The sequence below is a fragment of the Streptomyces sp. NPDC049627 genome (assembly GCF_044465645.1).
Lineage (GTDB): Bacteria > Actinomycetota > Actinomycetes > Streptomycetales > Streptomycetaceae > Streptomyces.
Genome location: NZ_JBITLW010000002.1, coordinates 607,284 through 631,614 on the forward strand (window position 1 = coordinate 607,284; position 24,331 = coordinate 631,614).

General features: G+C 69.6%; 21 protein-coding genes. 10 read left to right on the forward strand and 11 right to left on the reverse strand.

What is annotated here, in order from left to right; all coding sequences use genetic code 11:
- Positions 1-118: 118 nt before the first annotated feature.
- Together ACIBU0_RS07795 and ACIBU0_RS07800 are read left to right on the forward strand one after the other, a co-directional pair.
- Entirely contained in the window at positions 119-298 is a 180-nt protein-coding gene (locus tag ACIBU0_RS07795) for a hypothetical protein (protein WP_398813200.1), read from the forward strand.
- Between the two features lie 2 nt (positions 299-300).
- Positions 301-1,032 carry a DUF2637 domain-containing protein gene (locus ACIBU0_RS07800; protein ID WP_398813203.1) on the forward strand — a complete coding sequence of 244 codons (732 nt, stop codon included), beginning with the start codon at positions 301-303 and terminating at the stop codon, positions 1,030-1,032.
- Between the two features lie 37 nt (positions 1,033-1,069).
- Here ACIBU0_RS07800 and ACIBU0_RS07805 read toward each other — a convergent pair whose 3' ends face one another.
- From ACIBU0_RS07805 to ACIBU0_RS07815, 3 genes are all read right to left on the reverse strand, one after another.
- Positions 1,070-1,363, reverse strand: coding sequence for a zinc-ribbon domain-containing protein (locus tag ACIBU0_RS07805; RefSeq protein ID WP_398813205.1), 294 nt, complete (start codon positions 1,361-1,363; stop codon positions 1,070-1,072).
- A gap of 52 nt (positions 1,364-1,415) precedes the next feature.
- Complete coding sequence (locus ACIBU0_RS07810) at positions 1,416-2,780, reverse strand: HEAT repeat domain-containing protein (RefSeq protein WP_398813208.1); 1,365 nt, start codon at positions 2,778-2,780, stop codon at positions 1,416-1,418.
- Between the two features lie 126 nt (positions 2,781-2,906).
- Complete coding sequence (locus tag ACIBU0_RS07815) at positions 2,907-5,201, reverse strand: heterodisulfide reductase-related iron-sulfur binding cluster (protein ID WP_398813211.1); 2,295 nt, start codon at positions 5,199-5,201, stop codon at positions 2,907-2,909.
- 220 nt (positions 5,202-5,421) lie between these two features.
- On the opposite strand from ACIBU0_RS07815, the gene ACIBU0_RS07820 reads away from it, so the two are divergent.
- The 5 genes from ACIBU0_RS07820 (at position 5,422) to ACIBU0_RS07840 (ending at position 10,766) form a co-directional block, all read left to right on the forward strand.
- Positions 5,422-6,486 carry an MraY family glycosyltransferase gene (locus ACIBU0_RS07820; RefSeq protein WP_398813214.1) on the forward strand — a complete coding sequence of 355 codons (1,065 nt, stop codon included), beginning with the start codon at positions 5,422-5,424 and terminating at the stop codon, positions 6,484-6,486.
- Between the two features lie 94 nt (positions 6,487-6,580).
- Positions 6,581-8,428 carry a molecular chaperone DnaK gene (dnaK, locus tag ACIBU0_RS07825; RefSeq protein WP_398813217.1) on the forward strand — a complete coding sequence of 616 codons (1,848 nt, stop codon included), beginning with the start codon at positions 6,581-6,583 and terminating at the stop codon, positions 8,426-8,428.
- Complete coding sequence (gene grpE / locus ACIBU0_RS07830; RefSeq protein WP_398813219.1) at positions 8,428-9,093, forward strand: nucleotide exchange factor GrpE; 666 nt, start codon at positions 8,428-8,430, stop codon at positions 9,091-9,093. The genes dnaK and grpE overlap by 1 nt, the downstream gene beginning before the upstream one ends.
- A gap of 42 nt (positions 9,094-9,135) precedes the next feature.
- Positions 9,136-10,314, forward strand: coding sequence for a molecular chaperone DnaJ (gene dnaJ / locus ACIBU0_RS07835; protein WP_398813222.1), 1,179 nt, complete (start codon positions 9,136-9,138; stop codon positions 10,312-10,314).
- Positions 10,315-10,319: 5 nt separating this feature from the next.
- Positions 10,320-10,766 carry a heat shock protein transcriptional repressor HspR gene (locus tag ACIBU0_RS07840; RefSeq protein ID WP_385073133.1) on the forward strand — a complete coding sequence of 149 codons (447 nt, stop codon included), beginning with the start codon at positions 10,320-10,322 and terminating at the stop codon, positions 10,764-10,766.
- Positions 10,767-10,822: 56 nt separating this feature from the next.
- On the opposite strand, the gene ACIBU0_RS07845 is transcribed toward ACIBU0_RS07840, so the two are convergent.
- A complete protein-coding gene (locus ACIBU0_RS07845; RefSeq protein ID WP_398813225.1) occupies positions 10,823-12,490 on the reverse strand; it encodes a fibronectin type III domain-containing protein in 1,668 nt (555 codons plus the stop codon).
- Between the two features lie 2 nt (positions 12,491-12,492).
- Entirely contained in the window at positions 12,493-14,523 is a 2,031-nt protein-coding gene (locus ACIBU0_RS07850; RefSeq protein WP_398813228.1) for a fibronectin type III domain-containing protein, read from the reverse strand.
- A gap of 550 nt (positions 14,524-15,073) precedes the next feature.
- Between ACIBU0_RS07850 and ACIBU0_RS07855 the strand changes: the two genes are divergently transcribed.
- Positions 15,074-16,201, forward strand: a complete 1,128-nt coding sequence (locus ACIBU0_RS07855) for a sugar ABC transporter substrate-binding protein (RefSeq protein ID WP_398813231.1) — start codon at positions 15,074-15,076, stop codon at positions 16,199-16,201.
- 30 nt (positions 16,202-16,231) lie between these two features.
- On the opposite strand, the gene ACIBU0_RS07860 is transcribed toward ACIBU0_RS07855, so the two are convergent.
- The 3 genes from ACIBU0_RS07860 to ACIBU0_RS07870 are packed head-to-tail and all read right to left on the reverse strand — an operon-like array spanning position 16,232 to position 19,562.
- The gene (locus ACIBU0_RS07860; protein WP_398813234.1) at positions 16,232-17,086 is read right to left on the reverse strand and encodes a transglutaminase domain-containing protein; all 855 of its coding nucleotides are present in this window, start codon (positions 17,084-17,086) and stop codon (positions 16,232-16,234) included.
- A 2-nt stretch (positions 17,087-17,088) separates the two neighbouring features.
- Positions 17,089-18,021 (reverse strand): alpha-E domain-containing protein, encoded by a 933-nt coding sequence (locus ACIBU0_RS07865; RefSeq protein WP_398813237.1) that lies wholly within the window; start codon positions 18,019-18,021, stop codon positions 17,089-17,091.
- Complete coding sequence (locus tag ACIBU0_RS07870) at positions 18,018-19,562, reverse strand: circularly permuted type 2 ATP-grasp protein (RefSeq protein ID WP_398813240.1); 1,545 nt, start codon at positions 19,560-19,562, stop codon at positions 18,018-18,020. Before ACIBU0_RS07870 ends, ACIBU0_RS07865 begins: the two co-directional genes overlap by 4 nt.
- 385 nt (positions 19,563-19,947) lie before the next feature.
- Between ACIBU0_RS07870 and ACIBU0_RS07875 the strand changes: the two genes are divergently transcribed.
- Positions 19,948-21,045 (forward strand): LuxR C-terminal-related transcriptional regulator, encoded by a 1,098-nt coding sequence (locus ACIBU0_RS07875; RefSeq protein WP_398813244.1) that lies wholly within the window; start codon positions 19,948-19,950, stop codon positions 21,043-21,045.
- Here ACIBU0_RS07875 and ACIBU0_RS07880 read toward each other — a convergent pair.
- Positions 20,954-21,985, reverse strand: a complete 1,032-nt coding sequence (locus ACIBU0_RS07880; RefSeq protein ID WP_398813247.1) for a LuxR C-terminal-related transcriptional regulator — start codon at positions 21,983-21,985, stop codon at positions 20,954-20,956. The genes ACIBU0_RS07875 and ACIBU0_RS07880 overlap by 92 nt on opposite strands.
- Complete coding sequence (locus ACIBU0_RS07885) at positions 21,982-23,019, reverse strand: helix-turn-helix transcriptional regulator (protein WP_398813250.1); 1,038 nt, start codon at positions 23,017-23,019, stop codon at positions 21,982-21,984. Before ACIBU0_RS07885 ends, ACIBU0_RS07880 begins: the two co-directional genes overlap by 4 nt.
- Before the next feature lie 291 nt (positions 23,020-23,310).
- On the opposite strand from ACIBU0_RS07885, the gene ACIBU0_RS07890 reads away from it, so the two are divergent.
- Entirely contained in the window at positions 23,311-23,646 is a 336-nt protein-coding gene (locus tag ACIBU0_RS07890; RefSeq protein WP_250088631.1) for a hypothetical protein, read from the forward strand.
- Between the two features lie 174 nt (positions 23,647-23,820).
- Here the strand turns inward: ACIBU0_RS07890 and ACIBU0_RS07895 are convergent, their stop codons facing one another.
- The gene (locus ACIBU0_RS07895; RefSeq protein ID WP_398813253.1) at positions 23,821-24,234 is read right to left on the reverse strand and encodes a pyridoxamine 5'-phosphate oxidase family protein; all 414 of its coding nucleotides are present in this window, start codon (positions 24,232-24,234) and stop codon (positions 23,821-23,823) included.
- Positions 24,235-24,331: the final 97 nt, after the last annotated feature.

A 24,331-nucleotide genomic window follows, 5' to 3' on the forward strand; every position in this document is an offset into this window, starting at 1 on the left:
CATACATTTTCTGAATTTCAGCACCCGGCCCGGAACTCGATCTTCCAGATAATCACCGTTCACGCATATTCCCCCGAATGCCAGATGTCCTGCCCCGCGTGGCAGTCGTTAGGTGGGCGTGACTTGGCAGGAAAAACACGTAGCTGAGGCTCTTTCGCTGGGCTCGCGTCAGGCAGCTGATCAGACCGCTGCGGAGGGCATCACGCACTGCTCGGATCTGCTCGAGGACTTCCTGAAAACCATCAGCCGGATGGAGCGTGAATATCTCCGGGCTGCGCTGGAAGGGGAAAAATTCTAGCAATGAGGGCCGACTATGAAGCGGTAGACGAACAGCCCCATTACACCCAGCAGCTGGATATGCAGCACCTCTGGCAGGTTCCCGACCCGGCGATCTCGCCGGAGGGCTGGGACCTGGACGAGGAGCTGGCGCAGATGCTGAGTACGACGCAGGGCCTGGAGCAGATCCGGCTGGATCCACTGCGCCCGGATCCGTTTCGCCCGGATCCGGTTCCGCCCCCGCCGGACAACGACCGGCCCCCGCCCCGCCCGGCCCACCACCGGCGACCTCAGCCCAGCGCTCAGATCATCGCCGGAAACCCGAAGATCTTCTCCGTCGGAATCCTGGTCACCCTCATCACCCTGTGCGCGGTGACGATGCTCACCTGGTCCATTTCGTATTCGTACGATCAGCTGCGCTCCATCGCACTGACCGTGGTGTCGCCGAAGCTGGCCCATTGGTGGCCGCTGACGGTGTACGGGCCGTGGCTGCTGGCGGGTCTGTCCATTCTGCGGGCATCCGTTCAGCGCCGCACCGCCCGGCGGTCCTGGGCCGTCATGCTGATCTCCTCCGGCACGGCGGTGGCCCTGTGCATCGGTCAGTCGGCGGATTCCCTGCTGGGGATGGTGGTCGTCGGAATTCCGCCGATCACCGCCCTGGTCTGCTTCCGCGAACTCGTCAGCCAGTTCTCGTCACGGCCGGGCCCCAAGCACGCCGCCGACACGCTGAACGGGCCCAAGCAGCCGAAGCCGTAGAGCACTGCCGCCGTGGACGGCTGCCGCCGTGGACCGCTCAGGGCCGGTACGGCTGCTGCGGCTGCCCGTACTGCTGCTGACCGCCGTGACCGCCCGCGGCGGCCTGCGCCTGCAGCTGCTCGGCCTGTTCCCCGGTCACCTTCTGCTCGGCGCCGCAGAAGGTGCACTGCGTCGCGTACTTGGTCGAGAACGGGAACAGCGGCACGAAGAACAGCGTGAACTTCGTGACGCGCTTCCTGAGCGTGTGCGCGGAGGGGTTGCCGCACCGGCCGCACACCAGGGTGAGTATCGCGAGCTGGTACAGGTAGCCCTTGGTGCCGAAGATGATCACGCCGGGGGTCCTTCCGGGAAGCGGGCGGTGCGGTCAGGGGATCCAGTCTGCGTCATTGACCGGCGGTTGCCTGTTTCCGCTCCCACTCCCAGCGCCACAGCGCGCTGACGCGGTGGTCGTCCGGGTGCAGGTCGCTGAGCCGGCCCACCCGCTCGATCGCGTCCGCGGTGCGCGGGTCGTCGCGCCTGGCGAGACCGTAGCCGGCCTCCAGGAGGACGTTCTGGTCGCCGTCGTCGAGCAGCGCGGCCAGGGCGTCGGCGACGGCGGGCGCACGGTCCCCGGAGGTGGCCAGCCGCTCCGCGGCCGAGGCCCGCAGGGAGGCCTCCGGCTCCTTGAGCAGGAGCAGCAGCGCCCGGGTGGCGTCGGCGCGGAGGCCGTCGTCCCGCATGGCCCCCGTGCAGGCAGCGAGGCGTACCTCGGCGTCCGGATCGCGGGTGAGGGTGCGCAGGGCCTCCCTGGCCGCAGGGGAGCGGGGTTCGTACTTGGTGCACAGGGCGTACGGCACCTCGCGGCGGACGCGGGGGTCGGGGTGGCCGGCGTGGCGCAGACCGATCGCCTCCTGGTCCGGATGGTCGTAGTTGGTGAAGGCGTCGAGCACCTTCGCGAGGGTCTCTCCGTCGGGTTCCTCGGCCGCCCAGTCCGCCAGGAACGCGGTGTCCCACTCCTCGTAGGGCTCCTCGCCGGTCGCCGTCAGCGCCCTGACCCGCAGGTACTCCAGCACGAACCGGCGGTGCGCGTCGGAAGGGCCGTGGCGATGGGCCACCACGGCCGACCACGCCTCGTGGCTGCGCCGCTGGAGCAGGGCCCAGAGCACCGCCCACCAGTTCGCGTCGTGCTCGTCCGGCTGCTCGATGGCACGGTCGATCAGTTCCTCGACGGGGGGCAGGACGCGGAAGGCCCACTCCAGGGAGGACAGGATGCCGGCGTGTCCGGCCCGTACGACGAGTCCGCCGAGGGAGACCTGGTCGATCTCGTCGTACTCGTCGTCCTGGACCCGGACCGTGGTCGCGGGACCCGATGCGCCGGTCCGCCGTCGCAGCTCCTCGGCCACGCCCGTCTCGTACCAGTGCCGGGCCCGGCCGAGGAGCCGTTCGCGGGCGTCCTCGGGGAGCCGCAGCCGGGGCTCCGCGCCGAGCACCGCCGAGAAGACGGCCGGGGAACCGCCGTCGATGGCCCGCTCCAGCGGGGTCGTCCCGTCCGGCAGCACCCGGTCCGGATCGGCCCCGCCCTTGACCAGCGCCTCGGCGACGGGCGCGTCGTACGCCGCGACGGCCCTGCAGAGCACGGGCAGCCCGCTCTCCTCCGGCGTGTCCGGATCGACCCCCTGCCCCAGCAACTCCCGTACGGCATCGGCGTCCCCCGCCACAACCGCCGCCACGAGCGCGTCCGCCCCGTCCGTCTCCATCCCCCTGCTCATGCGCATCAAGGTACGCAGGAACTCCTCGCGGCTCGCCTGGTTTTCGCGGCCCGCCCGGTCGCAGAGACGCCGACGCCCCCCGTCCCGTGCAGGACAGGGGGCGTCGTGATGCGCCGTCCGGAGCGGTTACTTCACCGGCGCCGGCTCCGGTTCGCTCTCCGTCTCGGCCTCGCCCGCCGGGGGCTCGTCGTCCGTGACCGGGGTCTTGACCGACTCCAGCAGCAGCTGGGCGACGTCGACGACCTGGATGGACTCCTTGGCCTTGCCCTCGTTCTTCTTGCCGTTCACGGAGTCCGTGAGCATGACGAGGCAGAACGGGCAGGCGGTGGAGACGATGTCCGGGTTGACGGAGAGGGCCTCGTCGACGCGCTCGTTGTTGATGCGCTTGCCGATCCGCTCCTCCATCCACATCCGCGCACCACCGGCGCCACAGCAGAAGCCGCGCTCCTTGTGGCGGTGCATCTCCTCGTTGCGGACGCCCGGGACGCTGGCGATGATCTCGCGCGGCGGCGTGTAGATCTTGTTGTGGCGGCCCAGGTAGCACGGGTCGTGGTAGGTGATGATGCCCTCGACCGGGGTGACCGGGACCAGCTTGCCCTCGTCCACCAGGTGCTGCAGCAGCTGGGTGTGGTGGATGACCTCGTAGTCGCCGCCGATCTGCGGGTACTCGTTGCCGATCGTGTTGAGGCAGTGCGGGCAGGTCGCGACGATCTTCTTCGCCGACTTCGGCTTCTTCGACTCGGGCGTGACGTTGCCGTCCTCGTCCATCTCCTCGCCGAAGGCCATGTTCAGCGCGGCCACGTTCTCCATGCCGAGCTCCTGGAACAGGGGCTCGTTGCCGAGGCGGCGGGCGGAGTCACCGGTGCACTTCTCGTCGCCGCCCATGATCGCGAACTTCACGCCCGCCATGTGGAGCAGCTCGGCGAAGGCCTTGGTGGTCTTCTTGGCGCGGTCCTCCAGGGCACCGGCGCAGCCGACCCAGTACAGGTACTCGACCTCGGTGAGGTCCTCGATGTCCTTGCCGACGACCGGGACCTCGAAGTCGACCTCCTTGAGCCACTCCAGGCGCTGCTTCTTGGCCAGGCCCCAGGGGTTGCCCTTCTTCTCCAGGTTCTTGAGCATCGTGCCCGCCTCGGACGGGAACGCGGACTCGATCATCACCTGGTAGCGGCGCATGTCGACGATGTGGTCGATGTGCTCGATGTCCACCGGGCACTGCTCGACGCAGGCGCCGCAGGTGGTGCAGGACCACAGGACGTCCGGGTCGATGACGCCGTTCTCCTCGACGGTGCCGATCAGCGGCCGCTCGGCCTCGGCCAGCGCCTCCGCCGGCACCGAGGCGAGCTGCTCCTCGGACGCCTTCTCCTCGCCCTCCATGGTCTTGCCGCCGCCCGCGAGCAGGTACGGCGCCTTGGCGTGCGCGTGGTCGCGCAGCGACATGATCAGCAGCTTCGGGGAGAGCGGCTTGCCGGTGTTCCAGGCCGGGCACTGCGACTGGCAGCGACCGCACTCGGTGCAGGTGGAGAAGTCCAGCAGGCCCTTCCAGGAGAACTGCTCGACCTGGGACACACCGAAGACGTCGTCGTCACCGGGGTCGGTGAAGTCGATCGGCTTGCCGCCGGACGTCATCGGCTGAAGGGCGCCGAGCGCGGTCTCACCGGTGGCGTTGCGCTTGAACCAGATGTTCGGGAAGGCGAGGAAGCGGTGCCAGGCGACGCCCATGTTGGTGTTGAGCGAGACCGTGATCATCCAGATCATGGTCGTGCCCAGCTTGATCATCGCGGACAGGTAGACCAGGTTCTGGAGCGTGGCGACGCTCAGGCCCTTGAAGGCGAGGATCAGCGGGTACGACGCGAAGTACGCGGCCTCGAAGTGGTCCACGTGGTGCAGCGCGCCTTCGAGCCCGCGCAGGACGTAGATCGCCAGGCCGATGGTGAGGATGACGTATTCGACGAAGTACGCCTGACCCATCTTCGAGCCCGCGAACCGCGACTTGCGGCCCGCCCGGGAGGGCAGGCTCAGCAGGCGGATGACCATCAGCGTGACGATGCCGAAGGTGGTCATCGCGGCGATGAACTCGATGTACAGCTCGTACGGCAGGAAGCCGCCGATGACCGGCAGCGTCCAGTCGGCCTCGAAGAGCTGGCCGTACGCGGTGATGATGGTCGGCGGCAGCGTCAGGAAGCCGACGGCAACGAACCAGTGGGCGAAGCCCACGATGCCCCACCGGTTCATCCGGGTGTGGCCGAGGAATTCCCGCACCAGCGTCACACTGCGCGCGTAGGGGTTGTCGGTCCGGCTGCCGGCCGGCACCGGCTGGCCGAGCTTGAAGTACCGGACGAACTGGCCGATGGCGCGTGCGAGCAGCGCAACGCCGACCACGGTCAGGACCAGCGACACGATGATCGCGGCGAGTTGCATTTCGGGGCTCCTCGGGCCTGCGAGGGGTCTTCGAGAGGATCGTCGAGAGGATCGGCCTCTCGAGACTACTAAGCGGTAACTTAGGTAGTCCGTTTGAGACTACCCCCATCTTCCGTCGCACTGTAGCCAGCCGCGGGGTGATCTGAGTCGCTGAGGGTTGCCTTAAGATCCGATCGTGTTATTCATCTCGTAATGGGGCATACGGCACTAACCTAGCTCCGTGCTGTACGGGATCGCCGCCGCCACCACCGCCCTCCTCCTCGCCGCCTTCCTTGCGGCGCTGTTCCGGCTGCCCGCGCTGCGCCTCGGCATCATCGACCGTCGGCGGCAGCGGCCGCTGCCGTTGCTCGGCGGTGCGGGTGTCGTCCTCGCGACCTGTCTGGTCGTCGCCGGCTGGGAGTGGGCGGGGGTGGCCCCGCTGGGGTACGAGATCAGGCGGCTGCTGATCGCCGGCGGCGCCGTCGCCCTCCTCGGGCTGATCGCCGACGTGCGGCGGGTGAAGGCGCGGTTCGTGGTCGGCGGTACGGCCGTGGCGGCGGCCTGCGTGGTGCCGTACGGCGAGACGGGCTTCCTGCTGGGGGTGCCGGCCGTCGGTTGGATCGTCCTCGTCGCCGTCGGCTTCAAGGCCCTCGACCATGCGGACGCGGTGGCCGGCACCGTCGGGGTCGTCACCGCCTTCGGTGTCGGTGTCCTCGCGGCCGCCGAGATGATGGACGAACTCGCCGTGCTGCTGAGCGTGCTGGCCGCCGCCCTGACCGGTTTCCTCATGCACAACTGGCCCCCCGCGCGGATCGGGCTGGGTGCGTGCGGGTCCCTGTTCGTCGGGTTCGTGCTGGCGTCGTCGGCCGTGATGACCCGTGCCGGGCACGATCCGGCGTCGAGCGCGGGCATCCTCTACTCGCTCAGCGCGCTCGCGGTCGCCGACGTGCTCCTCGTGACGCTGTCCCGCCGGCTGGCCGGACGGCCGCTGCTGCGGGGCGGACCCGATCACCTCGCCCACCGGCTGCGCCGGTTGGGCCTCACTCCGCAGGCGGTGACCGTCCTCCTGGGGGTGGCGGGGTCCGCCGGGGTGGTCGTCGGCGTCCTCGTGCACATGGCCTGGATTCCCGTGTCCGGGGTGTACTGGGTGGGGGTGGGCGCCCTCGTCGTCGTCCTCGGACTGCTGCGGATCAAGGTCCACGGGCCTCGGCGTCAACCCTCGTTTCCCGTGGGGGATCCCTTTCGGACGGTCGGCCACTCCACATCTACGCAGGTCAGCGCGCAGTTGCGTGTAAGGAACGGATAAGAGTTGAGTGCGGTCGACTCAGCTCTGTTGACCGGGCGTGGGGCGTCATGCACACTTGAGTCCGTTCCACTCAAGTCAGCTGGAGGAATCAACCATGGCACGTGCGGTCGGCATCGACCTGGGCACGACTAACTCCGTCGTCAGCGTTCTGGAGGGCGGCGAGCCCACCGTCATCACCAACGCCGAGGGCGCCAGGACCACGCCTTCCGTCGTCGCCTTCGCCAAGAACGGTGAGGTGCTCGTCGGCGAGGTCGCCAAGCGTCAGGCGGTCACCAACGTCGACCGGACCATCCGGTCCGTGAAGCGTCACATGGGCACCGACTGGAAGATGGAGCTCGACGGGAAGCCCTTCAACCCGCAGCAGATCTCCGCCTTCATCCTCCAGAAGCTGAAGCGGGACGCCGAGGCCTACCTGGGCGAGAAGGTGACCGACGCGGTCATCACCGTCCCGGCCTACTTCAACGACTCCGAGCGCCAGGCGACGAAGGAGGCCGGCGAGATCGCCGGTCTGAACGTCCTTCGTATCGTCAACGAGCCCACCGCGGCCGCGCTCGCCTACGGCCTCGACAAGGACGACCAGACGATCCTCGTCTTCGACCTCGGTGGCGGCACCTTCGACGTGTCCCTCCTGGAGATCGGCGACGGCGTCGTCGAGGTGAAGGCCACCAACGGTGACAACCACCTCGGTGGTGACGACTGGGACCAGCGCGTCGTCGACTACCTGGTGCAGCAGTTCAAGTCCGGTCACGGCGTGGACCTCGCCAAGGACAAGATGGCCCTCCAGCGCCTCCGTGAGGCCGCCGAGAAGGCCAAGATCGAGCTGTCCTCCTCCACCGAGACCTCGATCAACCTGCCCTACATCACCGCCTCCGCCGAGGGCCCGCTGCACCTGGACGAGAAGCTCACCCGGGCTCAGTTCCAGCAGCTGACGGCCGACCTGCTGGAGCGCTGCAAGACCCCGTTCTTCAACGTCATGAAGGACGCAGGCGTCTCCATCAACGAGATCGACCACGTCGTCCTCGTCGGTGGCTCGACCCGTATGCCCGCCGTCGCCGAGCTCGTCAAGGAGCTGACCGGCGGCAAGGAGGCCAACAAGGGTGTGAACCCGGACGAGGTCGTCGCCATCGGCGCCTCGCTCCAGGCCGGTGTCCTCAAGGGCGAGGTCAAGGACGTCCTGCTCCTCGACGTCACCCCGCTGTCCCTCGGTATCGAGACCAAGGGCGGCATCATGACCAAGCTCATCGAGCGGAACACCACGATCCCGACGAAGCGTTCGGAGATCTTCACCACCGCCGAGGACAACCAGCCGTCCGTGCAGATCCAGGTCTACCAGGGCGAGCGCGAGATCGCGGCGTACAACAAGAAGCTCGGCATGTTCGAGCTGACCGGTCTGCCGCCGGCCCCGCGTGGCGTCCCGCAGATCGAGGTGTCCTTCGACATCGACGCCAACGGCATCATGCACGTGACCGCCAAGGACCTGGGCACGGGCAAGGAGCAGAAGATGACCGTCACCGGCGGCTCCTCGCTGCCGAAGGACGAGGTCGACCGCATGCGCCAGGAGGCCGAGCAGTACGCGGAGGAGGACCACCGCCGCCGCGAGGCCGCCGAGACCCGCAACCAGGGCGAGCAGCTCGTCTACCAGACGGAGAAGTTCCTCAAGGACAACGAGGACAAGGTCCCCGGCGAGGTCAAGACCGAGGTCGAGGCCGCCGTCGAGGAGCTGAAGGCCGCGCTCAAGGGCGAGGACACCGCCGAGATCCGCACGGCCACCGAGAAGGTCGCCGCGGTCTCCCAGAAGGTCGGCCAGGCCATGTACGCCGACGCCCAGTCCGCGCAGGCCGCGGGCGGCCCCGAGGGCGCCACGGCGGGCGGCAAGGCCGCTGACGACGACGTCGTCGACGCCGAGATCGTGGACGACGAGCGCAAGGACGGTGTCGCGTAATGACGGAGGAGACCCCGGGCTTCGAGGAGAAGCCCGACGTCCCCTCCGGCGCGACCCCCGACGACGCCGAGTCGAAGGCCGCACCCTCGCCGAACAGCGAGGGGGCGGCCCCGGCCGGGGACGGCAGTGCAGACGCGGGCCTGGTGGCCCAGCTGGACCAGGTGCGTACGGCGCTCGGTGAGCGCACGGCGGACCTCCAGCGGCTCCAGGCCGAGTACCAGAACTACCGCCGCCGCGTCGAGCGCGACCGGATCGCGGTCAAGGAGATCGCCATCGCGAACCTCCTGACCGAGCTCCTGCCCGTGCTCGACGACATCGGCCGCGCCCGGGAGCACGGCGAACTCGTGGGCGGGTTCAAGTCCGTGGCGGAGTCCTTGGAGACCGTGGCCGCCAAGATGGGCCTGCAGCAGTTCGGCAAGGAGGGCGAGCCCTTCGACCCGACGATCCACGAGGCCCTGATGCACTCTTACGCGCCGGACGTCACCGAGACGACCTGCGTCGCGATCCTCCAGCCGGGGTATCGCATCGGCGAGCGCACCATCCGCCCCGCGCGGGTGGCCGTCGCCGAGCCCCAGCCGGGCGCGCAGACCGTCAAGGCCGAAGGGGCCGACGAGAAGGCCGCGGCAGCCGACGACAAGGAGAGCGGTGGCCCGGACGAGGGCTGAGCTTGACCCAACGAGGAACCACGGAAAGGGGGTACGTCGAGGATGAGCACCAAGGACTTCATCGAGAAGGACTACTACAAGGTCCTCGGCGTCCCCAAGGACGCCACCGAGGCCGAGATCAAGAAGGCGTACCGCAAGCTCGCCCGCGAGTACCACCCGGACGCCAACAAGGGCAACGCCAAGGCGGAGGAGCGGTTCAAGGAGATCTCCGAGGCGAACGACGTCCTCGGTGACCCCAAGAAGCGCAAGGAGTACGACGAGGCGCGCGCCCTCTTCGGCAACGGCGGCTTCCGTCCGGGGCCGGGCGGCGCGGGCGGCTCCTTCAACTTCGACCTGGGCGACCTCTTCGGAGGCGGCGCCCAGGGCCAAGGGGGAGCCGGCGGCTTCGGCGGCGGACTGGGTGACGTCTTCGGGGGCCTGTTCAACCGCGGCGGCACGGGCACCACGCGTACCCAGCCCCGGCGCGGCCAGGACATCGACACCGAGGTCACCCTCAGCTTCACCGAGGCGATCGAGGGCGCGACGGTCCCGTTGCGCATGTCCTCCCAGTCACCGTGCAAGGCCTGCGCGGGCACCGGCGACAAGAACGGCACGCCCAGGGTGTGCCCGACCTGTGTCGGCACCGGGCAGGTGGCCCGGGGCTCCGGTGGCGGGTTCTCCCTCACCGACCCCTGCCCGGACTGCAAGGGGCGCGGCCTGATCGCCGAGCACCCCTGCCTGGAGTGCAAGGGCAGCGGCCGGGCCAAGTCGTCCCGCACCATGCAGGTCCGCATCCCGGCCGGGGTGTCCGACGGGCAGCGCATCCGCCTGCGCGGCAAGGGCGCGCCCGGCGAGCGCGGCGGCCCGGCCGGCGACCTGTACGTCACCGTGCACGTCGACGCCCACCCCGTGTTCGGCCGCAAGGACGACAACCTCACGGTGACCGTCCCCGTGACCTTCACGGAGGCGGCCCTCGGCGGCGAGGTCAGGGTGCCCACCCTGGGCGGACCGCCGGTCACCCTGAAACTGCCGCCCGGCACGCCCAACGGCCGCACCATGCGGGCGCGGGGCAAGGGCGCGGTCCGCAAGGACGGCACCCGCGGAGACCTGCTGGTCACCGTGGAGGTGAGTGTCCCGAAGGACCTTTCGGGGAAGGCTCGTGACGCGCTGGAGGCGTATCGCGAGGCGACCGCGGGCGAGGACCCGCGGGCGGAGCTGTTCCAGGCCGCGAAGGGAGCTTGATCGAGATGGACGGCCGTCGACGCAATCCGTATGAACTGACCGAGGAGACCCCGGTCTACGTCATCTCGGTGGCGGCCCAGCTCTCCGGCCTGCACCCGCAGACGCTGCGCCAGTACGACCGCCTGGGCCTGGTGTCTCCGGACCGCACCGCGGGCCGGGGCCGCCGTTACTCGGCCCGCGACATCGAACTGCTGCGTACTGTCCAGCAGTTGTCGCAGGACGAGGGCATCAACCTGGCCGGCATCAAGCGCATCATCGAACTGGAGAACCAGGTGGCCGCGCTGCAGTCCCGCGTCGCGGAACTGCAGTCGGCCCTGGACGGCGCCGCGGCGGCGATGCAGCAGCGCGAGGCGGCGGTGCACGCGTCGTACCGCCGGGATCTGGTGCCGTATCAGGAGGTGCAGCAGACCAGCGCGCTGGTGGTGTGGCGGCCGAAGAAGGCCAAGGACTAGGCGGGCGCGTAGGTGTGCGAAGGGCCCGGAGGTGCGATCTCCGGGCCCTTCGCATGTCAGCGGCCGACGAAGAACTCCAGCGACGAGCTCTGCGTGCCCTGACGCCCATAGGCGTCCACGGCGTACACGGTGACCGCGCACGGGCCGTTCCACGGCGGGGTCCACTCGATGGCGCCCGTCGTGCTCAGGTGGACACCGCTGTCGCCGCAGGCCCCCGAGATCTCCCAGGAGTAGCCCTTCAGCAGACGGCTCTCGTCACCCGCGCCGGGGGCGGCCGTCACCTCGACCGGGGACCGGGCGGGAATGCCCGTCGAGACCAGCGTCAGCTTCGGCGCGGCCGGCCCGAACGCGGTGGCGGGCGTGAGCCGGTCCACGACGAACTCGGCGGAGGGCGCCGACTCGGTACCCGTGCCGTCCATGGTGACGACGTAGTAGTAGGCCCTGCCCGCCGGGGCGAGCCGGTCCTCCCACCCGTTGTCGCCCACGCTGCCGATGTGGGTCCAGGCGCCCGTGGCGGTGGTACGCCGGTACACGCGGTACCCGCCGACCTCGTCGGGCGACGCCGTCCACGACAGACGCGTCATCTCGTCGGAGGTCTCGCCCGCCAGTCCGGTCGGCGCCGCCGCGCCCGACGCCGCGGGCCGGCTCGCGGTCACCGCGCCGGACACCGGGGAGATGTTCTGCGCGGTGTCGACGGCGTGCACGGTGTAGGTGTAGGGCACGTTCACGTCGTCCTCGGGCACGACGTGCTGGTACGACGTCCCGGTCACGAGTTCGGGCCCGTCGGGGTCCGGGTCGCCGCCCCGCGAGGCCCACACCTCGTAGTGCTCGACGTCCTTCGACGCGGAGGCCTCCCAGGTCAGCGCGACACCGCCCGTGGTGCCGACCGCCGTGAGGCCGGTGGGCGCGTCGGGGGCGGTGCGGTCGACGGTGGTGACGAGCATGTCGGCGGTGCCGGCCGACTCGTTGCCTGCCTTGTCGACGGCGCGGATCTCGTAGTAGTAGGCATCGCCGGTCGGCCCGAGGGTGGCGTCCTTGTACGAGGTGGAGGTGGTCGTCGTGAGCGGCGTACTGCTGTACGGCGTTCCCTTGAGCCGCCGGTAGACGCGGTACCCGGCGAGGTCCATCTCCTTGTTCTTCGCCCAGGCCAGCTGGATGTTGGTGGACTCCGGGTCGTACGTGGCGGAGGCGCCGGTCGGGGCGAGGGGCTTGACGGTGTCGACGGTGGCCGCCGTGCGGGGGGCGTAGGTGAACTTGACCTTGGCGGAGCCGGTCCAGTTGACGTAGTCGACGCGGAGGGTGTGGCTGCCGGAGGGGATGGTGAGGTTGACGGTCTTGGCGACGGTCGTGGAGGTGTTCTTCCACAGGTCGATCTTGCGGGTGCCGTCGAGGTAGACGCGGATGCCGTCCAGTCCGGAGGCGGCGAGGGAGAAGGGGCCGCCGGAGCCGAAGTCCCGGGTCACGGACCACCGCACACCGAAGTAGTTGCTGGGCAGTCCGGAGGCCGGGGCGCCGGTGCCCCAGTTCTGGTCGATGACCGAGTCGCAGTCGGTCTTCTTCGGCGTTCCGGAGAAGGTGGTGTTCGCGAAGAACTGCCGCTTGAAGACCGGCGACGTGCAGGTCGTGGCGGCGGACGCGGGCACGGTCGCGAGCAGGGTGCCCGCGGTGGCGAGGACCACGGCGGGTGCCGTGGCCCGTACGACACGGGTCGTTCGCTTGGTCACGCTCAGTCTCCGCTCGGGGCGACCACGACGGGGGCGAGACCGGAGTAGGCCTCGGAACCGTCCGCGGCGACGAACGAGATGACGTAGTAGCTGGTGGTCCCGGCCGGCGTGGTCGCGTCGGTGTAGCCGCGGGCGTCGGCGGCCAGCGGCACGTCGGTCAGCCGAACGTACTGCTGCGCGGCGCGGTCCCAGCGGTACACGTGGACGCCGGTGATCGCGCAGCCGGAGCCGCAGCCCCACGACAGCGCCGCGTGGCCGGACTCGTCCGCCTGGGCGGAGAGGTTCGTGGCCGCGGTGTTCGGGGGTGTGTAGCCGGGGGTGAGGTCGAACTCGTTGACGCTCACGTTGGCGGAGACGCTCTCCGGGTAACCCCTCAGCGTGTAAAGGGAGTTGTGGCTCGTGTCCACCGAGTCCACGAAGTAGAACCAGTTCTCGTCGTTCGGGACGTTGAGGTCGGTGAACCGGGTCGTGCCGGGCTGGAGCGTGGCGAGGTGCTCGTATGTGGCGGTGTCACGGAGGTCGGTCGCCCGGAAGACGTTGTACGACTCCAGGTCCGGGGCGGGGTTCTCGTCCCACTCCAGGACCGTGCCGTACTCGGTGCTCGTGTGGGTCAGGCCGGTGACGGCGGGCGGCGGGGTGGTGTCCACGAGGCCCGCGTAAGCCGTGCGTGAGGGAGCCGACTCGCGGCCCGCGCTGTCGACGCTGGTAACGTAGTAGCCGTAACTCGTGCGCCGCTCGGCGGAGAAGTCGGTGCAGCCGTACTGCGGGTAGTAGTCGGCCTCGTTGCCCACCCGGTACGACTCGCAGGTCACCCGCGCGGGGACGGCGTTCGGGTCGGACTGGTCCCAGCGGTAGACGCGGAAGCTGGTCGGCGCCGCCTTCGACGTCGTCCAGCGCACCTCGATCCCGGTCTCCGCGTCGTTGGTGCGCGGGGTGTCCATGAAGGGCACGGCCAGCGGCCGGGCGAAGGCGAGGACCTGCGAGGTGGCGGTGTTGCCGGCGGCGTCCTTGGCGACGACCTTGTAGTACGAGGTGTCGCCGTAGGGCGCGGTCTCGTCGACGCGGCTCGACCCGTACGAGATGCCCAGCTTGACGAACTCCCCGTCGGCGGCGGCCGCCCGGTACACGTCGTAGGTCACGTCGTAGGTGTCGTCCTGCCAGTCGAGGCTGACCCCGCGCACGGGGTCGTCGCTCGCCGACAGCACCGGCGTCAGCGGGGCGGTGCGGTCGACGGTGGTGACGAGCTTGTCGGCGCTGCCCGTCGACTCGTTGCCGGCCTTGTCGACGGCCCGGACCTCGTAGTAGTAGGCGGCGCCGGTGGGCGCGAGCGTCTCCGTGAACGACGTCGTGGTCAGCGGGTCGAAGCCGCCGACCCTGCGGTAGTCGCCGGTCCCCTTGAGCCGCCGGTAGACGCGGTACCCGGCGAGGTCCATCTCCTTGTTCTTCGCCCAGGTGAGCTTGGCCTTGCCGGTGGCCGGGTCGTAGGTGACCGCGGCGCCGGTCGGGGCGAGGGGCTTGACGGTGTCGACGGTGGCCGCCGTGCGGGGGGCGTAGGTGAACTTGACCTTGGCGGAGCCGGTCCAGTTGACGTAGTCGACGCGGAGGGTGTGGCTGCCGGAGGGGATGGTGAGGTTGACGGTCTTGGCGACGGTCGTGGAGGTGTTCTTCCACAGGTCGATCTTGCGGGTGCCGTCGAGGTAGACGCGGATGCCGTCCAGTCCGGAGGCGGCGAGGGAGAAGGGGCCGCCGGAGCCGAAGTCCCGGGTCACGGACCACCGCACACCGAAGTAGTTGCTGGGCAGTCCGGAGGCCGGGGCGCCGGTGCCCCAGTTCTGGTCGATGACCGAGTCGCAGTCGGTCTTCTTCGGCGTTCCGGAGAAGGTGGTGTTCGCGAAGAACTGCCGCTTGAAGACCGGCGACGTGCAGGTCGTGGCCGCGGAGGCCGGGGCGGCGGAGGCGGTGAGCAGGCCGCCTGCGGTGGCGAGCACGACGGCGGCCGCGGCCGCGGCGGTCGTGCGTCTCGGTGGGTTCATTCGGTCCTCGGAGTCTGAGCAGGACAGCCGGGAGCAGGGCTGTCGTGATCACGACTCACGGGGGGCGGAGTTGGTTGTACGGGTCAGCGCACCGAAGTTCTCTCCGGTGTACTCACCGGTTCCGTCACCGTGACGTACGAGAAGTCCTCCTCGGTGTCGCGCTGCCGCCGCAGTTCTGGGCGCCCTCCGCGCCCACCGGTCTGACGGCCGTACCGGCCGCGGTCGCGGTGGTCGTGCGTCTGGCTGGGTTCATTCGATCCTCTGATCGATTAGGGGAGGGCGGGGCAGGCGGCCTTCGTGATCACGACTCGTAGGGATTGGGCTTGGTTGTGCGGATCTTGGCCGACTGTTCGATCAAGGTTCGACGGAGAGGGTGTAATGGGTGTTTGGAGAGGTTCCGTCATGTCTTCACATATGCTGCGGAGCGTGGTGTTGCGCACTCGTTAAGTGGTTCCGCTTGACGCTGGGGGCCGTCGGCGCGTTGGCTTTTCAGTCATCTGGGCGCAATGGCGCGCCCATGTCCCGATGGCACCAGAAGTGAGCTCCTCATATGCGTCCCATGCGCCCCACGCGTCGTATCGCCACCGCCGTGGCCGCCGCGTCCACGATGACCCTTTCGCTCGCCGCGTGCGGGGTGCTGGGCGTCAGTGGGGACAGCGCTGAGGCGAGCCCGACCAAGGGCAACGACCTCACGGTGGGGCTGCTGCTGCCGGAGACCGCGAACACGCGCTACGACAAGTTCGACTACCCCATCATCAGGAGCAAGGTCCTCGAGCTCACCGACAAGCAGGGCAAGGTCAAGTACCTGAACGCCGGCGCCAACGCGGCCAAGCAGGCGACCCAGCTGCAGCAGATGATCGACGACCAGGTCGACGTGATCCTGCTGGACGCCGTCGACTCGCACGCCATCGCCGACGGCGTGCAGAAGGCCAAGGAGGCCGGGATCCCGGTCATCGCCTACGACCGCCTGGCCGAGGGGCCGATCGACGCGTACGTCTCCTTCGACAACGAACTGGTCGGCGAGGTCCAGGGGCGCAGCCTCCTGGAGGCGATGGGCGAGGTCGACTCCTCCGACAAGATCGTCATGATGAACGGCTCGCCCACCGACCCCAACGCCAAGCAGTTCAAGGCGGGCGCCCTCTCCGAGCTCAACGGCGCGGTGGACATCGCCAAGTCGTACGACACCAAGGACTGGAAGCCGGAGAACGCCCAGGCCAACATGGCCCAGGCGATCCAGTCGATCGGCGTGAGCAACATCAAGGGCGTCTATGCCGCCAACGACGGCATGGCCGGCGGCGTCATCAAGGCCCTGGAGGCCGCGGGCGTCACCAAGCTGCCGCCGATCACCGGGCAGGACGCCGAACTGGACGCCGTCCAGCGGATCGTGACCGGCGAGCAGTACATGAGCGTGTACAAGTCGTACCCGCAGGAGGCCGAGAGCGCCGCGCAGATGGCGGTGGCCAAGGTCCAGGGCAAGGACATCCAGTTCGACTCCCTCACCCAGGACCAGGTCGACAGCCCGACCGACAAGGACATCCCGGCGCTGCTGGTCCCCGTGGTCGCCCTGACCCAGGACAACATCAAGAAGACCGTCGTCGCGGACGGCATCCACCAGCTGTCCGACATCTGCACGGCCGAGTACAAGGCCGACTGCCGGCGGATCGGGCTCAGCAAGTAGGCCGCCCTCCCGGTCAGGCCGCCCTCCCGTTCAGGCCACCCTCGTGAACTCCACCGTCACCTCCGGCGGCCCGCCCGGCACTCCCCGGTAGATGCCCTTGTGCGGGGTGACGTCGTCGTAGTCCCGGCCACGGCCGACCACGACGTGGGACTCGTCCGCCCGGGTGCGGTTGGTGGGGTCGTAGCCGCACCAGTCGCCCGCCCAGTACTCGATCCAGGCGTGGGACTGCCCGGCCACGGGGCGGTGCAGCTCCGCCTCCCGCTCGGGGTGGAGGTAGCCGGAGACATAGCGGGTCGGCAGCCCCAGGCCGCGCAGCAGCGCGATGGTGAGATGGGCGATGTCCTGGCAGACACCCGCCCCTTGCTCCCAGGCCTCGGCGGCGGAGGTGTTCACGCCCGTGGCGCCGGGGAGGTACCCGACCCGGTCGGCGACCAGCGCCGCCACCGCCACCGCCGTCTCGTGCGGGTCGAGACCGGCCGCCGCCTCGCGCGCCTTGTCGACCAGCGCGGCGGGGACGGTCGTACGGGCGGTGGCGCCCGCGAACTCCAGCAGGCGCGAGCCGGCGACGCTTTCGGCCACCTCGGCCCAGGTGGGCGCCGGGGGCGGCGGGCCCGGCGGGGACGTCTCGACCAGGCTGGACGCCGTGATGGTGAGGTCGGCGTGCGGGTCGATGAGGTCGAAGCCGGTGACCTGGGTGCCCCAGTAGTCCCAGTACGACCAGGTGGGCGTCGACGGGCTGACGGTGACCCGGGCGTCCAGCGTGGTCTGGCCCGGCAGGGTCAGCGGGGTCATGCGGACCTCGTTGTGGGACGAGGCCGCCGGCTGGGCGTACGAGACCTTCGTGACGTGCTTGATGCGGAGGCGGCGGGACACTGCGGTGGCCATGCTCACGCTCCTTCCTGGGCCCACTCGACGGGCCCCTGGTACGGGAAGAACCGGTCCGCCACGGCGTCCGCCGAGGTCATGCAGGCTTGCTGCAAGTCCCGCAGCAGCAGCGGCAGTTGGTCCTCCAGGGCGTGGGTGTCCAGGTATTCGAGGCGGGTGCGCATCCGGCCGATCGGCCGGCGCGCCGGGTCCTGACGGGGGCGGCCGAGGGCGGTGAGGCACTCCTCCGCCGTGGTCAGTGCGTGCAGTGCCGAGCGCGGGAAGTCACGGTCCAGCAGCAGGAATTCGGCCACCCGAGGGGTGTCGCCGAAGCCGCCGTACACCCGCGCGTACGCCTCGTCGGCGCCGGACGCGCTCAGCAGGGTCGGCCAGTCGGGCGCGTGAGCGGCGTCCAGCACCCGCACCGACAGCAGCCGTACGGTCATGTCCACCCGTTCCAGGCTGCGGCCCAGGACGACGAAACGCCAGCTGTCGTCCCGGCTCATCGTCGAGTCGGCCAGCCCGAAGAACAACGCCGCCCGCCTGCGCACCAGCTCCAGATACGCGTACGGGCCCGTCCGCCGGGCCGCGAGCCGCTGGTCGGCGAGGGCATGCCACGTCGAGTTCAGGCACTCCCACATCTCGGAGGAGACCGCCTCACGGGCACTGCGCGCATTGAGCCGGGCGGCACCCAGCGCGCCCTCGATCGACCCGGTCGAGCGGGCGTCGAAGGCCAGCTGGTCGAGCACCTGTTGCATGTCCACCGGTGCGCCGCCGGCGTCCATCCCGAGGATCGCGTACAGCGACCGGCAGGCCACGTCCTCGTCGCGCCAGGGGTCCTCCAGCATGCGGTGGAGATAGGCGTCGAGGATCCGGCCCGTGGCGTCGGCACGCTCGACATAGCGTCCGGTCCAGGTCAGGGCCTCGGCGATGCGGGAGAGGATCACGTCGTTCACTGCTGCTGCGCCCCTTCCTGTACGACGGTGGGGGTCCCGTCGGGTCCGAGCTGACGGGGGGCGACCGCGAGGGGATCGCCGGCGCTCAGCGGCGCGGGGGACTCCGCCGGCCCCTCGGCCAGCACCCAGGTGTCCTTGGAGCCGCCGCCCTGGCTGGAGTTGACGATCAGGTTGCCCTCCTGGAGGGCGACGCGGGTGAGGCCGCCGGGCAGCACCCAGACATCGTTGCCGTCGTTGACGGCGAAGGGGCGCAGGTCGATGTGGCGCGGTGCCATGCGTTCGCCCGCGAGGGTGGGGGAGGTGGACAGGGCGACGGGCCGCTGGGCGATGAAGCCGCGCGGGTCGGCGATGACGGCTTTGCGAGTGCGCTCGATCGTCTCGCGGTCGGCCCGGGGCCCGATGACGATGCCCTGGCCGCCGGCGCCGTCGACGGGCTTGATGACGAGCTGTTCGATCTGGTCGAGCACGGCATCCAGCTGACCTGGCTCGTCGGGGCGGTAGGACTCGACGTTCGGGAGGACCGGCTCCTCGCCGAGGTAGTACCGGACGAGGTCCGGGACGTAGGTGTAGAGGAGCTTGTCGTCGGCGATCCCGTTCCCGACGGCGTTCGCGAGTGTGACGTTGCCGGCCATGGCCGCGCTGAGGATGCCGGGGCAGCCGATCACCGAGTCGGGCCGGAAGTGGAGCGGATCCAGGAAATCGTCGTCCAGCCGCCGGTATACGACGTGGACGGGGACCTCGCCGCGGGTCGTCCGCATCCACACCCGGTTGCCGCGGCAGACGAGGTCGTGCCCCTCGACGAGCTGCACACCCATCAGCCGGGCCAGCAGGGCGTGTTCGAAGTAGGCGGCGTTGTTGGGCCCGGGGGTCAACACGACGACGCGCGGATCATCCGTCCCGTCGGGTGCGGCGGCGCGCAGGGCGGCGAGCAGCTTCTGCGCGTAGCCGTCGACCGGCAGGACGTGCTGTTCGGCGAAGAGGGAGGGGAAGATCCGGGTCATGGCCCGGCGGTTCTCGATGACGTACGAAACGCCGCTGGGCACCCGGACGTTGTCCTCCAGCACCCGGAAGTCGCCCGCCTCGTCGCGCACCAGGTCGATGCCGGCGACGTGGATCCGGACCCCGCCCGGTGGCTCGATGCCGTGGGCCGCCCGGTGGAAATGGGGGGAGTTGAGCAGCAGCCGCCAGGGCACGACGCCGTCCTCGAAGGCGCGGGCGTGTCCGTAGGCGTCGGCGAGGTAGGCCTCCAGGGCGCGCACCCGCTGAGCGACGCCGCGTTGTATGAGATCCCATTCGAGGGCGTCGAGAATGCGGGGCACGAGGTCCAGCGGCCAGGGCCGCTCCTCGCCCGCGAAGGCGTAGGTCACGCCTCTGTCGGTGAACGCCCGCGCCATCTGGTCGGCCCTGAACCGCAGTTCACTCGGCTCGATCGGCTGAAGCGCAGCCAGCACCGGCTCATAGGCGGTCCTGACCTCACCCGGCCGCTCAAACATCTCGTCCCACGCGTCGGCCAACGCGTACGCGTCAAATATGTCCGCCATGGGCTGACGTTAAGTGCGGGGTGTAACGCGGTGATCACTGGGGGATTTCCGGGAGATGCACGCGGAAGGGAGGCGTCCGGGGTGGTCGAGCCGCCGAACAGCCCAAGGGAGGGAGGGGGCGAGGTGCTTTGCTGCGCACACGGCAAAGGCCGGGCCGACACCCCCAGCTTGTTGCAACTCGGCGGACGGAGGCCAGGAAATAGCGGGAGTTATCGGTGGTTTACGACGCCCGTCCCGGCGGGAGCCGTGTTGCGGAGCACGGCCGGTCCGCGCATAGTTGCGCTGCGGAAGCGCGAGTGAACCGTAGGCCCGAAGGGTGTGCACGGTGGGTCCCTGGACCAGGACTGGGCCGGCGAATGAGGCGAGGACCGGGGGTGGATGGGCGATGGCCGGGCACGGGGCGGAGGAACATCCGCACGGTGCCGACCGGCTGTGCGAGGCCGGGGACCGCGTGTATTCCCGGGCCGTACGGCGTGGTCGTGTGCCGCGCCGGGACGCCGAGCCGGTGCCCTGCCTGCTGGAGCTGGCGCTGCTGCACCCCGACCCCGACGACATGGACTGGCTGGTGCCGACGTCCCCGCAGGAGGTCATGACGCGGCTGCTGCGCGGGGTGTACGACGAGGTCAGCGCGAGTCAGCGGCGGGTGGGGTCGGCGGTGGCGGCGTTCGAGTGGTACGCCGGTCTCGGTCCGCAGCAGCCGCAGGCGTCCGGCGCGGAGGGCACGGCGATCCGGGTGCTGGACGGCGCCTCCCGTATCCAGGGGGCCCTGGACGCGGCGACGGAGGCCTGCACGACGGAGGTGCTGACGGTGCAGCCCGGCGGCATCCGTCCCGAGCACGAGCTGACCGAGGGCCTGCACCGGGCGCTGGCGTTGCGCGGGCGGGGTGTGCGGATGCGGGACCTGTACACCCACGTGGCCCGGCACGGACAGGGCCTGCTCAACTACCTGGAGCTCATGGGCGATTCGGTCGAGGCCCGCACGCTCGACGAGGTGATCGACCGGCTGATCCTCTTCGACCGCACGGTGGCCTTCGTCCCGGCGAACGCGGACCGCACGATGGCCCTGGAACTGCGGCATCCGGCGCTGGTGCACTATCTGGTGACGGTGTTCGAGCGGCTGTGGCGGCTGGCGATCCCGCTGACGGCCCCGCTGCCGGACACGGGGATCGAGGGCATCTCCCATCGCGAACAGTCCATCGCCGCGCTGCTCGCCGAGGGGCACCAGGACGCCGTGATCGCGGAGCGCCTGGGGATAAGCGTCCGTACCTGCCGGGCGCACATCGCGCGGCTGTCGGAGACGCTGGGGGCGGCGAGCCGTACGCAACTCGGGGTCCGGATAGCACAGGTGGGCCTGGACCGGCCGCGGGCGTCGTCTTCCGGGGACGGGGTGATCACAGTGGCCGGGGTGCCTGGGGGGCCCGGAGCGACGGGGGTGCAGGGGATGCCGGGGCTTCCTGGTCAAGAATCCCCGACCGGCCGATGAGATAGCCGAGTTGGGCACGGCTCTCGCTGCCCAGCGTCGCGGCGAGTTTGGCGATGTGCACCCGGGCGGTGCGGATGTTCATGCCGAGGCGGTCGGCGATCACGGCGTCGGTGTGGCCTTCGACGAGGAGGCTCGCGATGGCGCGCTGGCGGGGGGTGATGCCGTTGAGAGTCGGGCGCTTGACGGTCTCGGGGTGCATGGGCGTGGCCAGGCGCCAGAGGCGGTGGAAGGTGGTGACGAAGTAGTCGACCAGAGCCGGGTTGCGGACGTCGAGGGCAAGCGTGCGGTCCTTGCTCGCCGGGATGAAGGCGACGGCGTGGTCGACGACGATGAGTCGTTCGGTGACCTCGTCGAGGGTCCGTGCCTCGACATCGCCCCTCAACTGCTCGTACCGGGCCATGACCAGGGGCGCGTGGCGTTGCGTGTGCTGGTACAGGGTGCGGATGCGACCGCCGCGGTCGAGGAGGGCCTGATCGCGTTCCAGGGCGACGGCCGCTGCGGCCTCGCTGCGTGCGTTGTTGTAGGGCTGGATGGAGAGCACTTCCTGCGTTGCGTCGGCCATGGCCTCGGTGATGACCTGGTTGATGCGCTCCATGCCGCTGAGCACCCTGATCGTCGCCGAGCCCTCGATCTCCGCGGGCCGGCCCTGGATCCGCATCAGCCCCGCGAAGGTCTCCGCCAGCCGTTCCTCCCGTCGCCGCTCTTCGGCGATCCGGTCCTCGGACGCCCTCAGCAGCCGGTGCAGGGCGACGGCGGGTGCGACCGGCTCCAGCCGGTTCAGGTCGTCGACGGCCGGGTGCAGCAGGCCGAAGTCGATCAGACAGGGCGCCGCGGCGGCCTCTTCGCCGGATACGCGGCCTTCGCGCAGGGCTCGTTCGTAGATCTGCGTCCCCGCATCACACAGTTCCTCCCTGTCGTGGCCGTGCCTCCGCGTGGTCACGGGCCGTTCTCTCCGCCCGATGACCGCTGGTCCTGGTCCAGGATCCCCGACTGGGCTATGAGGTAGCCGAGTTGGGCACGGCTGCCGCTGCCGAGAGCGGTGGCCAGCTTGGCTATGTGGGCCCGGCAGGTGCGGACGTTCATGCCCAGGCGGCGGGCTATGGCCTCGTCGACGTGGCCTTCGACGAGGAGCTTGGCTATGGAGTGCTGGATGTCGGTTATGCCGTCGGGGGCGGTCTCGTAGGGGGCGCCGGCGCTCAGCGGCACGGCGCGGTTCCACATGAACTCGAAGACTTTGATCAGGTAACGGACAAGGCCGGGGTGGCGTAGTTCCAGGGCGACCTGCCGGTCGTCGCGTGTGGGGATGAACGCGACCGTCTCGTCGCAGATGATGAGGCGCTCGACAAGTTCGTCGATGGTGCGGTACTCCGCCTTGCCGTCGGGGAAATGATCCACCCACGCGAGCCTCTCGGGGCTGTACCTGGCGGTGTGCTGATACAGGGTCCGGATCCGTACCCCCCGTTCGATGAGGGGCTTGTCACGCTCCAGCGCTTCGATGAGCCTGCGCTCCGGATGGCGGTGGCTCGGCTGAACCGTGAGCATCTCGTTCTGACACTGCGCCGTCGCCAGGTCGAGCGCCTCGTTGATGCGGTCGAGCCCTTCCAATACGGTGATCGAATGCGTGGACGCCGTCACCTGGGCGCTGAGCGCCATGAACGGCTCGAATGCGTTGGCCAGCTCGATGGACAACTGCCTGCGTTCGGTGATCTCGCGCTCTATGGGATTGAGCCGCTGGGCCAGGGCGACTGAGGGAAGAACCGGGCGCAGCAAGGTCGCGTCGTCAGGATCGGGGTGGAGCAGGGCCAACTCCATGAGGCAAGGGGCGGGCTCAACGTCCTCGCGGGCGATACGTCCCGTGCGGAGGGCGTTCGCATAAAGACGGCGACCTTCCTCACACAGCTCCGTAGCAGCATGGGGATGCGTCCCTTTTGCCTGATTCGTTGCCAAATCTCCACCCCCCAGGGTCCTGAACATGCAGGAACATGATGCATCGATTGTGTGGCCATGACGTGCCTGAATGAGCCATCGTCTTACTCGACGGGGGAAGAGGGGACCTTCAAGTGAGGACGAAGCCGACTATGCGTAAGAGAATGCTTCGCACGGTGCTTGTCGCCGCCTTCTCCGCCGTTGTGGCATTCGGATCCCTGAGTGGCCTCTCTGGCGCGAAGGGTGACGCTCGAGCGGACAGTGCCTGGTCGTTGGCGGCCGTCACCGAAACTGGAACTGGTGGGCCTGTCGCCCCGGATGACAGTGCATGGAGCTGACGTGACCACCCCACCCGACGACCGCTCCTTCCGCAGAGAAATGGCCACCGCCTACCGCTCCGGCTGGCACTTCATCGACCTGGTCACCGCGATCCCCCACCCCGGTGACTCGCTGATGGTGACCGTCTTCGGTGAGCCGGTCGTCGTCACGCGGGACGAGGAGGAGGACGTGCGGGCGTACCGGTGTCTGCGGCGGCCTCGGGGGGCGCCGCAGCCTGTGCGGTGTGCCATCCGGTACGGAATGATCTTCGTCAACCTCGATCAGCGCGACCACCGGCTGGTGGAGCCGGAGGCCCCGGCCCCAAGGACCATCTCAGCCACCCCCCGCAGTGCCTGACGCGATTCCCCCGTCGTAACAGATCGCTCAGGTGCTTCCCCCCGCAGCGGCGTCACCGTGACCTGAACACGGTGACGCCGCTGCAGTTTTCGGGGACATTTCCCGGTATCCGCCCGTTCCGCCGGTGGCTGAAACCGGGCGACCGGTATCCGGCCACTCGGCGGCCCCTCCGGGTCACCCACGCCCCATCGCCCGCGTCAGCTCGATCTCGATCACGACGCGATGCGGATTCGGCGAAGGGGTCCGCCCGTACCGCACCGCATACCGCCGCTCCGCCTCCCCGACCCGCTCCGGCTCCGTGCGGACGTACGCGAGGCCCTCCAGCGTCGCCCAGCGCCCCCCGTCGACCTGGCACGCGGCGACGCGCGCCCCGTCGGGCCCGGCGGCCAGCACGTTGCCCACCTTCTTGCTCGACTTGTTCGTGATCACCCGAGCCAGCCGCGCCTCGGGGTCGTATGTCACTCCGACGGGTGCGACGTGCGGGGTGCCGTCCGGGCGCAGGGTCGTCAGGGTGCACAGGTGCCGCTCCTCCCAGAAGGTGAGGTACGCGGGGTCGGGTGCGCCGGGGTCCTGAGGGTAAGCCGCCATGCCGGGAACCTAGCGGCAGCACGGTTCCCGGGACTACCTTGAGCGGAATAGACTCAACTTTGTGTACGCTGACTCAGTCAGTACTGGGAGACGCTGA

Coding starts and splice junctions, on each gene's coding strand:
- ACIBU0_RS07800 (WP_398813203.1), top strand. CDS start 301: ATGAGGGCCGACTATGAAGCGGTAGACGAACAGCCCCATTACACCCAG.
- ACIBU0_RS07810 (WP_398813208.1), bottom strand. CDS start 2,780: ATGAGCAGGGGGATGGAGACGGACGGGGCGGACGCGCTCGTGGCGGCG.
- ACIBU0_RS07815 (WP_398813211.1), bottom strand. CDS start 5,201: ATGCAACTCGCCGCGATCATCGTGTCGCTGGTCCTGACCGTGGTCGGC.
- dnaK (WP_398813217.1), top strand. CDS start 6,581: ATGGCACGTGCGGTCGGCATCGACCTGGGCACGACTAACTCCGTCGTC.
- grpE (WP_398813219.1), top strand. CDS start 8,428: ATGACGGAGGAGACCCCGGGCTTCGAGGAGAAGCCCGACGTCCCCTCC.
- dnaJ (WP_398813222.1), top strand. CDS start 9,136: ATGAGCACCAAGGACTTCATCGAGAAGGACTACTACAAGGTCCTCGGC.
- ACIBU0_RS07840 (WP_385073133.1), top strand. CDS start 10,320: ATGGACGGCCGTCGACGCAATCCGTATGAACTGACCGAGGAGACCCCG.
- ACIBU0_RS07850 (WP_398813228.1), bottom strand. CDS start 14,523: ATGAACCCACCGAGACGCACGACCGCCGCGGCCGCGGCCGCCGTCGTG.
- ACIBU0_RS07855 (WP_398813231.1), top strand. CDS start 15,074: ATGCGTCCCATGCGCCCCACGCGTCGTATCGCCACCGCCGTGGCCGCC.
- ACIBU0_RS07860 (WP_398813234.1), bottom strand. CDS start 17,086: ATGGCCACCGCAGTGTCCCGCCGCCTCCGCATCAAGCACGTCACGAAG.
- ACIBU0_RS07870 (WP_398813240.1), bottom strand. CDS start 19,562: ATGGCGGACATATTTGACGCGTACGCGTTGGCCGACGCGTGGGACGAG.
- ACIBU0_RS07875 (WP_398813244.1), top strand. CDS start 19,948: ATGGCCGGGCACGGGGCGGAGGAACATCCGCACGGTGCCGACCGGCTG.
- ACIBU0_RS07885 (WP_398813250.1), bottom strand. CDS start 23,019: ATGTTCAGGACCCTGGGGGGTGGAGATTTGGCAACGAATCAGGCAAAA.
- ACIBU0_RS07895 (WP_398813253.1), bottom strand. CDS start 24,234: ATGGCGGCTTACCCTCAGGACCCCGGCGCACCCGACCCCGCGTACCTC.